The organism is Paracoccus sp. ME4, assembly GCF_046736325.1.
Lineage (GTDB): Bacteria > Pseudomonadota > Alphaproteobacteria > Rhodobacterales > Rhodobacteraceae > Paracoccus.
Genome location: NZ_CP151277.1, coordinates 199,536 through 212,297, shown reverse-complemented (window position 1 = coordinate 212,297; position 12,762 = coordinate 199,536). Strand labels below are relative to the sequence as shown.

General features: G+C 64.3%; 14 protein-coding genes. 10 read left to right on the top strand and 4 right to left on the bottom strand.

The window, feature by feature from the left end; translation table 11 throughout:
- Positions 1 to 15 precede the first annotated feature (15 nt).
- Positions 16 to 1,209, top strand: coding sequence for a hypothetical protein (locus AACG61_RS16610; RefSeq protein ID WP_411840077.1), 1,194 nt, complete (start codon positions 16 to 18; stop codon positions 1,207 to 1,209).
- A gap of 4 nt (positions 1,210 to 1,213) precedes the next feature.
- Here the strand turns inward: AACG61_RS16610 and AACG61_RS16605 are convergent, their stop codons facing one another.
- Positions 1,214 to 2,011, bottom strand: coding sequence for a helix-turn-helix domain-containing protein (locus tag AACG61_RS16605; protein ID WP_411840076.1), 798 nt, complete (start codon positions 2,009 to 2,011; stop codon positions 1,214 to 1,216).
- 156 nt (positions 2,012 to 2,167) lie between these two features.
- Here AACG61_RS16605 and AACG61_RS16600 point away from each other — a divergent pair, with 156 nt between their 5' ends.
- Entirely contained in the window at positions 2,168 to 3,940 is a 1,773-nt protein-coding gene (locus AACG61_RS16600) for a YqaJ viral recombinase family protein (RefSeq protein ID WP_411840075.1), read from the top strand.
- 73 nt (positions 3,941 to 4,013) lie between these two features.
- Here the strand turns inward: AACG61_RS16600 and AACG61_RS16595 are convergent, their stop codons facing one another.
- Both AACG61_RS16595 and AACG61_RS16590 read right to left on the bottom strand, forming a co-directional pair.
- A complete protein-coding gene (locus tag AACG61_RS16595) occupies positions 4,014 to 4,469 on the bottom strand; it encodes a hypothetical protein (RefSeq protein ID WP_411840074.1) in 456 nt (151 codons plus the stop codon).
- A gap of 129 nt (positions 4,470 to 4,598) precedes the next feature.
- Positions 4,599 to 5,882: a hypothetical protein gene (locus AACG61_RS16590; RefSeq protein WP_411840073.1), complete on the bottom strand. Its 1,284-nt coding sequence runs from the start codon at positions 5,880 to 5,882 to the stop codon at positions 4,599 to 4,601.
- 624 nt (positions 5,883 to 6,506) lie between these two features.
- Here AACG61_RS16590 and AACG61_RS16585 point away from each other — a divergent pair.
- The 8 genes from AACG61_RS16585 (at position 6,507) to AACG61_RS16550 (ending at position 11,971) form a co-directional block, all read left to right on the top strand.
- The gene (locus AACG61_RS16585) at positions 6,507 to 6,992 is read left to right on the top strand and encodes a DotD/TraH family lipoprotein (protein WP_411840072.1); all 486 of its coding nucleotides are present in this window, start codon (positions 6,507 to 6,509) and stop codon (positions 6,990 to 6,992) included.
- A 55-nt stretch (positions 6,993 to 7,047) separates the two neighbouring features.
- On the top strand, positions 7,048 to 7,995 hold the full coding sequence (locus AACG61_RS16580; protein WP_411840071.1) for a type IV secretory system conjugative DNA transfer family protein: 948 nt from the start codon (positions 7,048 to 7,050) through the stop codon (positions 7,993 to 7,995).
- A gap of 3 nt (positions 7,996 to 7,998) precedes the next feature.
- Positions 7,999 to 9,267 (top strand): type IV pilus twitching motility protein PilT, encoded by a 1,269-nt coding sequence (locus tag AACG61_RS16575; protein WP_411840070.1) that lies wholly within the window; start codon positions 7,999 to 8,001, stop codon positions 9,265 to 9,267.
- Positions 9,267 to 9,674 (top strand): IcmT/TraK family protein, encoded by a 408-nt coding sequence (gene icmT / locus AACG61_RS16570; RefSeq protein ID WP_411840069.1) that lies wholly within the window; start codon positions 9,267 to 9,269, stop codon positions 9,672 to 9,674. The genes AACG61_RS16575 and icmT overlap by 1 nt, the downstream gene beginning before the upstream one ends.
- Positions 9,675 to 9,677: 3 nt before the next feature.
- On the top strand, positions 9,678 to 10,196 hold the full coding sequence (locus AACG61_RS16565) for a hypothetical protein (RefSeq protein WP_411840068.1): 519 nt from the start codon (positions 9,678 to 9,680) through the stop codon (positions 10,194 to 10,196).
- Positions 10,197 to 10,207: 11 nt separating this feature from the next.
- Entirely contained in the window at positions 10,208 to 10,534 is a 327-nt protein-coding gene (locus tag AACG61_RS16560; RefSeq protein ID WP_411840067.1) for a hypothetical protein, read from the top strand.
- On the top strand, positions 10,531 to 10,800 hold the full coding sequence (locus tag AACG61_RS16555) for a hypothetical protein (protein WP_411840066.1): 270 nt from the start codon (positions 10,531 to 10,533) through the stop codon (positions 10,798 to 10,800). Before AACG61_RS16560 ends, AACG61_RS16555 begins: the two co-directional genes overlap by 4 nt.
- A gap of 109 nt (positions 10,801 to 10,909) precedes the next feature.
- On the top strand, positions 10,910 to 11,971 hold the full coding sequence (locus tag AACG61_RS16550) for an exonuclease domain-containing protein (RefSeq protein ID WP_411840064.1): 1,062 nt from the start codon (positions 10,910 to 10,912) through the stop codon (positions 11,969 to 11,971).
- A 124-nt stretch (positions 11,972 to 12,095) separates the two neighbouring features.
- On the opposite strand, the gene AACG61_RS16545 is transcribed toward AACG61_RS16550, so the two are convergent.
- Positions 12,096 to 12,665 (bottom strand): hypothetical protein, encoded by a 570-nt coding sequence (locus AACG61_RS16545; protein ID WP_411840063.1) that lies wholly within the window; start codon positions 12,663 to 12,665, stop codon positions 12,096 to 12,098.
- Positions 12,666 to 12,762 lie beyond the last annotated feature (97 nt).

The following is a 12,762-nucleotide window of genomic DNA, read 5'->3' as shown; positions in this document are numbered from 1 at the left end:
GGCCGGAGGTCGATCATGAAGCTGGATACCAGCGCCCTGTTCGAGGTCGGGGGATTCGAATGCATCAGCCTGATCCATGAGCCCGGAAGTGCCGCCTTCCGGGAAACGGATGCGCGCGCGGTCTTCGTCACCCCGGAAAACGTCCAGCGCGCCCGGCGGGCGGGCCGTGTCGACGTGACCGGCGGGCCGAACCTGCGATACGGCGATCTGCTCCTGAAGCGTCTCCATGAGAACGGCAGGGTGGAGGGGCTGAAATACCCGGCCGGTAAGGATGCCGGAATCCTCATCACGGTGAGCGGGGCCGACGGTTTCGAGTGCCGCATTCCGCTGACCGGCGCACATTCCCTGTCGGCCCGGCGCGCGCTGATGGCGGTGGGCGTGCGCGGGCACAAGCTGAACGATGGCGGCAAAACCGCCCTGGCGGGCATTTCCAGCATCTTCGACATGGTCTCCTCCAATCCGGACCCGGCCCGCTTCGGAGGGCAGCTGATCGGACAGGCGTTCCTCGGGAAGCTGCTCGACCGGGTCGGTCGGGTCCGGCTGTCGATCACCGAGGAGGAGTTCGGTCGGCGCGCGCGCGCGGATCTGACGCGCTCCCGCATCGGGATGATCAACCAGATGCATCCTGACGCGATCGGTGGCAGCATAACCCTGCCGGAGGTCATGCGCGACATCGGGGTTCGGGGCGGAAACGACGCCCCCCCGCGCTACGGCGCGTCACGCTCGCCGCGCGAGGGCTTGGAGGCCCATGTCGGCGCCCTCCAGGCGACTGCCGGAATTTTCGACCAGCTCACGAAGACATCCCTGCGACGTATGGATATCCGTCAGATAACGCCGGGCGAATGCAACCTCATCTCGGACGAGATCCCCGACAACCTCCTGACCGGCGACTGGTGTGACCGTGCAAGGGCGAAGATCGAGGCGGCGATCGCGACGGTGCACCGCAACGGATCGGCTCAGGCGGCGCTCTACGCCATAGAGGGGCTGGACATGCTGGTCGTCAGGGAGGGCGAGGACTCCGGCTGGATCTGCTCCTGGCCGTCCTCGGACAGGATACCGCTTACGGATCTCGGGGACGAATATTTGCTCAACATATCTCCCCAGGAGATACCCTCCGAAAAGGAGATCATCCGACTTCAGCTCGTCCTGGGGCAGCTGGACACGGAGACGATCCTTGAGCACGAGGGCGGGCGTGGCTCCGTTGGATGACGCGTCACGCCGCGGAGGGGCCGAGTGACCGGATCAGCAGGTTCCGGTTCTGGATGATGCCGATGGTATCCGCGTTCTCGCAAAGTGAATCGACTTCGCGACGGTAGGCGACATCGGTCTGCATGGTGATCGTCACCTTGTTGATCGAGTTGAGCACGGTGGTGTGGTCGCGATTGCCCATATACTGACCGATGGTCGCAAGTGAATGTCCACATACGGCCCTCAGGACCCAGATGGCCTGGAACCGTGCCCTGACCACCGGCCGTCGGCGGGATTCGGAGATGATCTCCTCGAAGGGCAGCTGCTTGCGCTCCGAGACCAGGGTCCGCAGCGACTTGAAGCAGGGCGTGGTTCCGGCTGGTTTGAGCTGGCGGTCGGTGGTGCCCGGAGTGACGAAGCCTGCCTGCCGCAGACGGGCGATGAACCGGTGACGACCAATCGGCGTCTCCGCGGCGGCGCCGGTCTCGATGCGGTGGACCTGGTCCAGCATCTCCGGGACGTCACGACAGGTTAGAAGGCCCTTGCGTGTCGCGTTGTGAAGCAGGTGGCCCATGCCGATCGAATGGATATTCGCATAATTCATCATGACGTCCTGCAGGCGGGTCCCGCGTGCCAGATCCTCGTAGACCGCCTTCGCCTCCTCGAGCGTGGCCGCCGTTCTCAGAAGATGGACCTCGTTGGAGATTGCGTTCGCAAGGTCCCGAGACTCCCGAATGGCGATGGGTGCTGGGGATATGCGGGGGGTGATGTCGCAATCGACATCGACCGGTCCGGGGACCAGTGCAAGGTTGTTCCTGCTCATCAATCTGCCTTCTCTGCGCGGAGACGAGGGTTGCCAAAATATTTCCTAGAGGGAGTTGTATGGATTTCCGCCTATCCATGCCCGCTTTAGATTTTCGCATTTTACCCCTATACTGAAATCCAAGAAAGAACCCTTGTGAGATTCGCGGAGAACGAGATGAGCGCCACCACCGAAACACAGCCGACGGCCGGGCCTCCCCGTTTCCCGCTTGAGGAGTCCATCAAGCTCTTCCGGACCTTCGACGCCGCTGCAGACGCGGAGGCCAGCCGTCCCGCGCCGGCCGATTTCGCCGAAAGCCGCACGCGGCTGGCCGCACTGATCGACAGGCTGCCGCAGCGCCGTGTCATCGAGAACGCGAATGCGGACCGCTGGCTCGATCGAACCATGCGGACCGCGGTCATGCGCATGGAGCTGGAGGCGGAGAGCAGCGACTACACGCCCGCCCAGAAAGCCGAGGTCGCCGAGATCCTGGAGACCCTCGGCGACACGAGCACCACGATCTCCACGGCGGATCGCGAACGGCTCGAACTGCGTCTCGAGGCGCTGGCCCAGGAAACGCGCCCGGGCGGGGCATCGCGAGAGGGTGACGCGCTGAACCCCAAGATCGTGAGGGATGCACACGCCCACGTTCTCTGGCACATCCGCCGCGCCTCCGGGATCGGCGGGTCTGAGGCCGGGACGGTCTACAAGCACTTCCAGGGCAAGAAGGGGACCTTCAGCGACGCGCATAACCTTGCGCTGGAGAAGCTTCTGATCATGTCGCCGCGCCCCTCCACGGACCAGATGGCCCGAGGGATTCGCGCGGAGCCCTGGATCCAGAGGATGTATCACGAAAAGCACGGGGTGAAGAGCGCGCAGGCGGATCTGGACAAGCTGCGCAACTTCCGCTGGGCAAAGCGCCCCGCCGCCATCGGCACCCCCGACGACATCGTCGTCCATACGCTCGGAGAATTCGCAGGCAAGAAGCGGTGCCTCGATTACAAGGCGCCCTCCGCCAGCGTCATGGAGGACTACGAAAGCAAAGGGGTTTCCGAGGATTATGTCTGCCAGGTCCATCACTACGGCATGCTGCAGCTGGCCTCCGGATCGCGCTTCGACCTGATGTCCATCGAGGCCTTCGATCCGCGCACCTTCAAGATCGTGAGCTTCGAGGTGCCATTCAACAAGGACCTCGCCCGGGCGATCTCGGACGCCTCTGACCGGCTCTGGCATGAGTTCATTATGAACGGGATCATCCCGGAAGCCCCGAAGCCGGATGATCTGGCCGTCGATGATCCGGCCTTGATCAATCTGGCCGCTCAGGCCGCGATGCTCAAGAAGCTCGGAGACGAGATTGGCAAGCGGCAGAAGGAGCTTGTCGAGCGGATCTCGATGGTCGGATCGGCATGGCACGACAAGTCGACTGGCAAGATGGATCTCATGGTGGCCTCCTTCAACCGCAAGCGCAGCTGGAACGAGGACGGCACCCGCGACCTTGCCGAGGCATCCGGCGTGGACCTGCAGCCGTTCATGGTCCCCGACAAGAAGGGCAAGCTGGATGCAGAGCGCGCCGCCAGCATTCTGAGGGACATCCATGCCGCGGCGACCACCCCGGGTGCGAATATCGGAGAGATCCTCGAGCGCCTGGCTGAAGAGGGGCTGCCGGTCGAGGAGAAGCTCGACCTGGACGCCCTGGCCGAGCATCTCGAGGAACGCGGCATCGACGTCACCGGCGTCATGGAGGTCAAGGAAAGCTTCCTGATGTCGCGCAAGACCAAGGGCCCCGAGTTCGAACGCATGACCGTCCTGAATGCATGGGTCGGTGATCTCGTGGCCGGGATTTCGGACATGGCGGTCAGCGAGGCGCCCCGCATCATTCTGGGCGAGGAAGCCCCGGTCGAGGAGCCGGAATACGACCCGGACGAGGATGGCGCCTACGAGCCGGGCTGATCCGGATTGTGAACGCAGGAAAGGGGCGTCCGGAAACGGACGCCCCTTCTTTATTCCGTCGCAGATGTCCGGATCAGGCGGATGGGCCGCTGCTCTGCGGCGCCGGGCGGCGGCCATGCGCGGCGACCAGGCTGCATACGGCCAGGCTGGACACCAGCAGCGCCCCATCCACCTCGGCGGCGTCCCCCATCGCATATCCGAAACGGGGCAGAGCGGCGGCATCGACACCGAAGCCGAGCTTTACCGGCACAGTGCGGCCGAAGCTGTCCGCATCGTCCGGCGTCAGCAGCGCCTCGTCCGGCGCCTTGGGATTGAAGGCGATGGAGCCGCGGAAGCGAACCATGCGCCCTTCCAGCGCGGTGATGCCGTGGGTCTTCTGGTCCTCCAGGGCACGCGAGACCCGTCCCGCATGGGCCGCGTCGCGGATCTCGACCGGTCTCACCTCGTCAGCCGCGTCCAGGGCGATGAAGTTGATGACCGCATGGTCGGTCTTGAAGTCCAGGCTTGCGGGATCGTAGAATCCGAGCATTCGATATCTCCGTTTGTGACGGGCAAATGTGCTTTCCGTCTGATATTCGCATACTGCAGTTTCGCGCGCCACCGCGACAAAAGCCAGTGAAACCGAATCTTGTGGACAACCAATTCCTCGAGCTTGCCCTCAGGCAGCGGGACGGGGAGCCGGGGCGGGCCGGGCCTCACCGTGCCAGCTTCTGCGGATCATCTCCGCAAAGACCGGATCGGGTGTCGGCAGCCAATCCTGGTTGAAGTGGGGTTTGCCGCCCTTCCCGGAGGCGCTGCGGAGGTTGCGCTCGCCGTATACATAGAGCGTGTTGCGCGAGGTGTGTCCGGTCAGCGCCGCGGCCTCATGCGGGGGATAGGCCAGCTTCGCGCGTGTGGCGAAGGAATGCCTGAACGCGTAGAGGTTCAGGTTCAGATCCTCGAGGCGCTGTTCGTGCCGGCCGATGGACTTCAGGATCTTGTTCATCGACGCCCGGATACTGTCCTTGCGCTTCTCGTCCAGCCGCAGCTTCCGGCACTGGGTGGCCAGGGCGATCAGATTGAGCTGGCGTGACGGGATCCGCTTCAGCATCTGGAACCGGTATTCGGAGCGCAGTTCCTCGTTCTGATTAGTGGTCTTGGCGGATCGGATCATCAGGACGGAGGGCGCATTCGAGCGGTTCATCGCGTTCCGCGCCGCGATGCCCAAGGTGTCGCCGGTGTGGGTCGAGGCCTGCTCGACCTGCATCATCATATCCTCGCAGATCGCGCGGGCCGGATCCGTCGTGACCAGTCTGACCATCTCGGGCGTCCAAGCCAGGTCGATGCGCGGCACCATCAACATGCAGTTCCACACCTCCGCGGGGCGCATGCCGGTGAACCACATCACGTTCACGAACAGGCGGAGCGTCCCCTCGAGGCTGGCCTTGTGACCCCTGAGGCTGTTCAGGCTTTCGACCGGATCGTGGACGCTCAGCTCCATCTCGAGCGCGGTCAGGTCGCGTTCGTTCAGGAACCGCTGTGCCTTCTGGTCGCTGCGCGAGCGGTTGTCGCTGCGCTTGCCGGTGAGCAGCTCCGTGAGCTCCTCCTGGCCGTGATTGTGACCGGTTCGGGTTGCTGTCTCGATATCCGTCGCCAGAAGCGCCGCTCCGTCATCCATGATCTCCCGATAGCTTCGGAAGGCAAGCTCGTTGAGGCGATCGCGCTCGGCGCTGTCGGGGGTGGACATCCAGGGCCGCACGATGACTCCTTCAGGCCACTCGAGACGTCCTTCCCGCCAGTCCGTCTGTCCGATAATCTTCCTCAGTGCCGCAATTTCGACGTTGATCGTCTTGGTGCTCAATGCGCAGGACCGGATGGAGAGCTGATGGATCAGGTCGCTGAGAACCGGCTTGCGGCGGAGCAGCTCGGCACGTCTCTCCGTGCAATCCGAGAGCCTGTTCATGATGTTGGGATACTGCATTTGGTCTTGTCGCTCGATAACGTTGCCTGGTTTTTCCTGCCCCATATTATCGAGAAGGATAGCATCCCCTCGATCGCGCACCCTCCCCGCCGGATTGCCCGGGTGGTTGAGCTGCCGGTGCAGGCCACTCGTGTTTATATGTTTAGAAAACGAAATTCGCAATCTCGGAATTCCTTGAGACGCAGCAGCGGACCGGGCGTCCCGACGGTCCGGTCCTGAGCGCGATCCCGGTCGCTGTCCCGCACCGGCACCGATCATGAAGGCCCTGCATTCACTGGGCGTTGAGGGCACCTGCGGTTTATTCCAACGCTTTTCGAGGAATCCGCCGCAATTTGGCACGCTCGATCATGTTCGGGCAGGGCGGCCGTGCCCATCCCTTGCCTGCATCTCTGGCAGCATGTTTGTCGGCGCCTTTCCGAGCCTGGATCTCCTGCATCCCGCCCACCGCCGATGGCTGATCCGAGGCGCCTGGCAGGGCATGCAGGGCAGGTTGTCCACAATAATGCGCATGGAGATCGCAAGCAGGCAATTCCTGGGGCTATTTTCGCACATACCTTCGGTGCTAGGCTTGCAGCAGCTCCAAACTGGTGAACGCAGGTAGAATTGATGAAGAAACTCGCAGCAATTGCGCTCGTCCTGGCCCCGGTTCTCTCGGCCTGCGCGACCGTCGACAAGGACCCGACCGTCAAGCCGATCCCCGCGATCGATCAGCAGATCGCCGATGCCGTTGAGGTGTCCGCCAATGCCAACGAGGCCATTGCCCAGGTCGAGGTCGCGACCGCCGCCCCCGAGCGCGCCGGTCCGGGTCAGACGGTCCCTCCCGGTGTGGTGCTTCCGCCCGAGGCGGTGCAGCCGGTGACCGTCGACTGGCAGGGAGCGATCGAGCCGTTCCTGGCCGAGATGGCGACGCGCGCCGGGTATTCCTTCAGCACCACCGGCAACCGGCCGGCCAACCCGATGATGATCACCATCACCGCCAACGAAGAGCCGCTCTTCGGGGTGGTGCGTCGCGCCGGGGCCATGGCTCACGGCTACGCGGACATCGGGTTCAACCCCTCATCCAGGGTCATCGAGATCCGTTACGGGGGCTGATCCCGCAAGGGGCGGCGCAGGCCACGCGGCATAGTCAAGAATCGGGAAGAACATAATGAACATTCGCATTTCCGTAATGCTGGCGGTTGCCGGGGTCGCCCTCGCCGGGTGCGCTCCTGCAGACCTGGAGAAACGCGGACGCGGTTCCGATCTCAATCCGCCGCTCGTCGGCGCCGATCGCGACAACCTGCGCATCGGCGCGGCGCCGCCTTCCTCGCCCTCCGACATCCGGATCGGAATCTACAATCCCAAGGACGCGAAGGGCGAGGTCACGAGGATCCGCTCGGAGGCGTTGAAGGAGAATGCACAGAGCTACGGATCTCAATACGGCTATGCACGTCGGTCCTGGGAGATCGCCGGCCGGCTCGAGGCGCATTCCTCGAACCTGAGCCAGGTCTTCGACTTCAACCGCATCGTGTCGAATGCGCCGGTCAAGGCCGGCGTGATCGTTCCGCCTGTCGTATCGCGATCCTTCGATGCCTTCGTCACGGATGCGGAGGGGCGCGAGGCCAGCGTCGCGGATGAATACCTGACGATCGTCCGGGCGGGGAAGATCGCTCCGGTCGCCCCGACATGGCGCGATTATCTGATCTTCACATCCGCACAGCCCGAAGAGCCGGCGCGCAGCCTGATGCCAAGCAATGCCGACGAGAAGAAGCTGTTCGATAGCTGGTTCAAGGAAGGCTGGTCCGCGGGCGAGAAGCTTGCGGATGCGGAGTTCGAGCAGCGCATCGACCGTCTGAAGCAGGATTACCAGGGCATGCTTCAGTATCGCCGCCTCGTGGCGATGGGGATGATGGACCGCATGGTTCTGGCCGATGCCGATTTCGGCGTGACCAAGGACGGCAACGAGATGCGCATCGGATCCTCGACCGTGAAGATCGTCTCCGACGCAACCTTCCAGTCCGATCCGACCAGCTGGAAGGTCCGCTCCGTATCCGAGCGCGACGCGCTCATCGTGGCGACCGGCGAGATCCCGCCCCTCTCCATCGGGGGATACTGAGCCATGGCCGAAAGCGGCACCCTGGCCCGAGGCACGGCCGGGCGCAGGATGTCCCCCGGCGTGGAGAAATCGAAGTCGGTGGAGTTCGACCGCGAGCTGCTCCGGATCGCGCTTCTCGACAACGAACCCCAACGCCTCACCACGGAGGAGTTCCGAGAGCTGCTGATGACCGCGGTGATGTCCGGGGCATCCGACATAACGCTGCAATCGGACCAGCAGCCGCGCCCGGAGATCAACGGCGTGCTCTACCGTGGCATGCAACGTCCGCTCTCTCCGACCGAGGTGAACCAGATACTCGTCGAAGTCTACGGCGGGGCAAACGGGCCGACCCAGATCAACGGCGGCAACGTGTTGGACTTCTCCTACGAGCTCAACCTGCCGACCGGTGAGAAGCAGCGCTTCCGCGTGAACGCAACCGGGATCTACGGACGTGACGGCTCGGGGGTCGAGCTGACATTGCGCGCGCTGCCGCGGAGGACGCCTGACCTCGCGATGGTCAGGGTCGATCGTGATATGGTGGACGCGATGGCGCCGCGCGAGGGCATCGTGGTGATTTCCGGAGCAACCGGTTCGGGCAAGTCCACCACCATGGCCGCCATGACCCGATACCATCTGGAGGAGAGCGTTCATCCGGTGAAGATCGTGGATATCCAGGCCCCGATCGAATACACGTTCAGGGACGTCATGAGCCGCGTCGAGGGCTCCTCCTCCACGATCGGCCAGTCGGAAGTCGGCAGGCACGTCCACAGCTTCGCGGAAGGGGTCCATTCAGCGCTCCGCCGGAAGCCGCACATCATCAACGTGGGCGAGGCCCGGGACTTCGAGACGATCTCCGCATCGCTCGAGGCGAGCCTTACCGGGCACCTCGTCTACACCACCACCCATGCGGGCCAGTGCGCGACGGCGATCCGGCGCCTGCTGTCGACCTTTCCGGGGAACGAGCGGGAGGCCAGGGCCTACGACCTGGTGACCGCCCTGCGCTTCCTGATGGTCCAGCACCTGGTGCCCTCGGCGGATGGAAAGGGCAGGGTGCCCATCCGGGAATACCTCCGCTTCACCGACCGTGTCCGCGCCCATCTGCTCTCGATCCCGACGACCGACTGGTCGGGCGCGGTGACGGAGATGGTGGAGGGGCGTATCCTGGCAGATGATCCCGACGGCATGCGGGCCTCCCTGAGCGAGGTCTGCGCGCGGAAATTCATCGACGGCGAGATCTCCAAGGAATGGGCGTTCCGCCTGGGCGGCCTTGCCGCGATCGGAGGAAAGTTCTGATGTATGGCAGCTCCCTCTACTGGCGCGAGACGCACAGGCAGCCGCGCTTCCTCATCTTCGACGGACGGATCGTGGTCCTTCTGCTGGTGGCGATCATGCACTTCCGTGTCTGGACCATCCTGCTCGCCCTGATCGCGGCTCTCGTCCTGTGGTTCTTCGACCGCAAGGGCATCTCGGCCGACAGCATCTTCCGCTACCTGAGGGCACGGCTGGTGGGTCGCAAGAGATCGGCCCGCGGGCCATCGGCCGAGCGGACCGCGGTGGATTTCGGTTTCGAGACCGTCCACGACGTCGCGCGGATGAAGCGCCTGATCGAGGGCCGGAGCATGGCGGCGAGCAAGGCGAAGCGGAAGGGCCCGAAGGCGTCTGGTCCATCACTGAACAAGAAACCGAACGCGGCGGGATGAGGCATGATGAACACCATTCGCAATGCCAGCCCGGCCATCCGGGTCTTCAGGTCCGCCGCGCGTGAAGACGCGGCGCAGCAGCGGGTGACGGACGCGCTTCAGCGCCAGCACGATGACGAACGCGTCTTCGTGACGGTCGGTGCGGGCGAGACCTGGATCACGGTTCTCGACGAGGAGGGAAATTGCGAGGAGAGCTGGACCGCCATCTTCGGATGGAGCTACCTCTTCGAGCTTCCGGTCAGCTTCGGTGATCGCGACGTCCTCCTCGAGGAGCCGGAGACCGTGCGAATGGCGCTGCGCGGTCATGCGCGGATCTATGGGCGCGAAGTCGACACCCGCGTCTACGTCGAGCAGGCCGAGGAGCAGATGCGTCTCGGGCTCGATCAGATCCTGTCCCGCACCGTGGGGTCGGGCGCCCGCTTCGTCTCGATCGTCATCGCGGCACCCCAATGGCTACACGGCCTCCTGTCCGGATCTGCGGGGCTTCGCCCGCACATCCTGCACGAAATCAGCGACGCATAATGGAGCGGAAAATGAAGAACAAGATCGCCGCGTTGGCCTGCGGCTTGGCGCTTGCCGCGAGCCTGGCCGCCCCGGCCGCCGCCGGCTTCTACTTCGAGGGGCTGAGCCCCTATGTGGGAGACTACTGCCGTGACGCGGACCCCGCGCTCACGGATCCGCAGGTCGTGGCACGGAACTTCGACTGGGATCAGACCTCCCCTGACGCCAGCACGTTGGGCGGTCGCCGTGCCTACGAGGCTGCGGGCTGCCTGCCGGGCAAGGCCGGCGCGAAGGCGCCCGGTCGCTTCATCAAGACCCGGCCCGCGCCGCAGGCGCCCTATAGGGTTCCTCAGAAATGAAGAACCTCCTCGAGAAAGCGATCGAGTTCGTCTCCAACGAGAACGGGGTCAGCCTGATCGTTCGCCCCCTCTTTCCCTTCGTGGCCGAAGGGTTCCGCCAGGCCGCGAGCGGCAAGGTCGAGATCTTCGGCGCCGGCCGCATGCTCGCCTTCGAGGTTCCGGCCGAGATCCACCCGGATCTGGAGGCGGCCGAGGAGCTTCTGCTCTGCGAGTTCCCTTCGACAGGCCAGGTCGCGGTCCGCGAGCTGATCCTGCTCCGGGGATAGTTTTCCGCCCCGGGAAAACGGGTCGGCAAAGTCCAGTCCGGCGGACCGGTCTTTGAGATTTCAGTGGATTCGGGGAAGATGGGAAAAATCGTCAAAAGAAAGAAGTGGCATGCTCACTGATCGTGAAGTGAAGATGGACGCGTTGGTCCGGGGGCTGATGGGCTCGGAGGATGGCAGGCGGCTCCTGGCCGGCTCGATCGGCCGTTGTGGTGGCACGCTCCTGCGCAATATCGAGGCCTGCACCTTCCCGGCCGTGACCGATCCGGTGCGCCTGGCGAATGCGCGGCACGGGATCTTCATGGATACGGAGACGACCGGGCTCGGCGAGACCGACAGGGTCTTCCAGCTGGCCATGCGGAAGTTCACCTTCGATGACCAGGGCATCCTGGGCCTGGGCGAGGTATTCGACAGGCTTCGGGATCCGGGGATGGAGATCCCCGAGAAGGTGGTGCGGCTCACGCACATCACCAATGAGATGGTGAAGGGCAAGGTGCTCGACGATGCCGAGGTCGCCGCCTTCATCGACGGCACGGAGAAGTTCTTCTGCCACAATGCGGGCTTCGACCGCAAAATGGTCGAACGCAACTTCCCGGGGGCCGCCTTCGACCGGTTCGATTTCCACTGCACGAGCGAGGAGGTCGAGTGGCTTCTGCGCGGGCATAACGGCCGGTCGCTCGAGCTGCTGGCGAAGCAGGCCGGGTATGACTACGGCTCCCACAACGCGCTCAACGACATCAATGTGATGCCCTACGTCCTGTCGCGGGCGACGGAGGGGCTGGGCACGCCCTTCACCGAGATGTTGGAGAAGGGCGCGCAGGGGCAGATCCTGCTGGCCCTGTGCGGAAAGACCTTCGATCACAACGAGGCCCTCAAGGAAAAGGGATATCGGTGGTCGCCCGATGGCTACGAGGCGGGCGGCACGCCCAAGAGCTGGTTCAGGATGATCGAGAACGATCCGGAGACGCTGGCGCTCGAGGCAGACTTCCTGCGCCCCATCGCGCGGGGAGGCCAGATCACCATCCAGGCCTACGCCACCACGCCCAAGGAGCGCTACTCGGCCCGGCCTGCGAAGCAGCGCGTCAGCTTCCGCCTCGAGCCGGTCCGCGACATCTCCGATGCGGTCCGCCAGAACGTCGATGTCCAGGACGCACAGCCCAGCTTCGGCTTCTGACGAGGCCAGAAGGGATTGGACTGAATAGGGCCGCCCACCGGGCGGCCCTCATGTCTTCTGAACAAGCGTCATAATTTCACATCACGGGCGCGGGCTGAAATCCCCGACCGGGTGACGGAGGTCATTACGAGATCATGGCCAGGGCGGATGCCGGCGCCTGGTCCGGAACCGGTGCCCGCATGGGCCCATCGCCCTGGGTGTCGTCGAACGGGATGTCCCGGCCCGGGCCCTTGAGGAAATACCAGCGCGCCATCAGTGCGGCCTCGGCCATTCCGTGGTTCTTCTTGACGCGCAGGATCTGCTCATGCTCGGGCCATAGCTCGCGCGCATAGGCCCTGGACCCCTCCTTGATCGCGTCATCCGTCAGCCCGCCCAGCCGGGAAGCGTTCTTCCATTCGGGCGGGGAGACCAGCACCACCGGCTTGTGGTGGGCGGAGATGGATCCCAGGATGGTTCCGACGCAGAGGCCGAAGCTGAAGACCGCGGAGACGCCCTGACCGGTGCGCGCACCCACCTCCTCGACGACGCATTGATCCGCATCGCGGATCACCTCGGAAAGGTGCATGGGGCAGGGCCTCAGCAGCCGGCCGGACCCGATCATGGTCAGGGTGCCGATCTCCACGCGCCACGGGGTGGCGGTATCGAACCGTGCCCAGCTGCATTCCCGGCCCGGGTCGAAGCTCACAATCCTCATCAGGTCATCCAATCTGCTGCTGCCGGTCAATCGACCGTCTTTTCAGATTTTCGCATCAAGGGAACGGTTCGCGCAAGGGTGCTGGCCGGGTTGTCAA

Excerpts from the sequence above, each read along its gene's own strand:
- AACG61_RS16610 (WP_411840077.1), top strand. The coding sequence starts at position 16 with ATGAAGCTGGATACCAGCGCCCTGTTCGAGGTCGGGGGATTCGAATGC.
- AACG61_RS16605 (WP_411840076.1), bottom strand. The coding sequence starts at position 2,011 with ATGAGCAGGAACAACCTTGCACTGGTCCCCGGACCGGTCGATGTCGAT.
- AACG61_RS16600 (WP_411840075.1), top strand. The coding sequence starts at position 2,168 with ATGAGCGCCACCACCGAAACACAGCCGACGGCCGGGCCTCCCCGTTTC.
- AACG61_RS16595 (WP_411840074.1), bottom strand. The coding sequence starts at position 4,469 with ATGCTCGGATTCTACGATCCCGCAAGCCTGGACTTCAAGACCGACCAT.
- AACG61_RS16590 (WP_411840073.1), bottom strand. The coding sequence starts at position 5,882 with ATGAACAGGCTCTCGGATTGCACGGAGAGACGTGCCGAGCTGCTCCGC.
- AACG61_RS16585 (WP_411840072.1), top strand. The coding sequence starts at position 6,507 with ATGAAGAAACTCGCAGCAATTGCGCTCGTCCTGGCCCCGGTTCTCTCG.
- AACG61_RS16580 (WP_411840071.1), top strand. The coding sequence starts at position 7,048 with ATGAACATTCGCATTTCCGTAATGCTGGCGGTTGCCGGGGTCGCCCTC.
- AACG61_RS16575 (WP_411840070.1), top strand. The coding sequence starts at position 7,999 with ATGGCCGAAAGCGGCACCCTGGCCCGAGGCACGGCCGGGCGCAGGATG.
- icmT (WP_411840069.1), top strand. The coding sequence starts at position 9,267 with ATGTATGGCAGCTCCCTCTACTGGCGCGAGACGCACAGGCAGCCGCGC.
- AACG61_RS16565 (WP_411840068.1), top strand. The coding sequence starts at position 9,678 with ATGATGAACACCATTCGCAATGCCAGCCCGGCCATCCGGGTCTTCAGG.
- AACG61_RS16560 (WP_411840067.1), top strand. The coding sequence starts at position 10,208 with ATGAAGAACAAGATCGCCGCGTTGGCCTGCGGCTTGGCGCTTGCCGCG.
- AACG61_RS16555 (WP_411840066.1), top strand. The coding sequence starts at position 10,531 with ATGAAGAACCTCCTCGAGAAAGCGATCGAGTTCGTCTCCAACGAGAAC.
- AACG61_RS16550 (WP_411840064.1), top strand. The coding sequence starts at position 10,910 with ATGCTCACTGATCGTGAAGTGAAGATGGACGCGTTGGTCCGGGGGCTG.
- AACG61_RS16545 (WP_411840063.1), bottom strand. The coding sequence starts at position 12,665 with ATGAGGATTGTGAGCTTCGACCCGGGCCGGGAATGCAGCTGGGCACGG.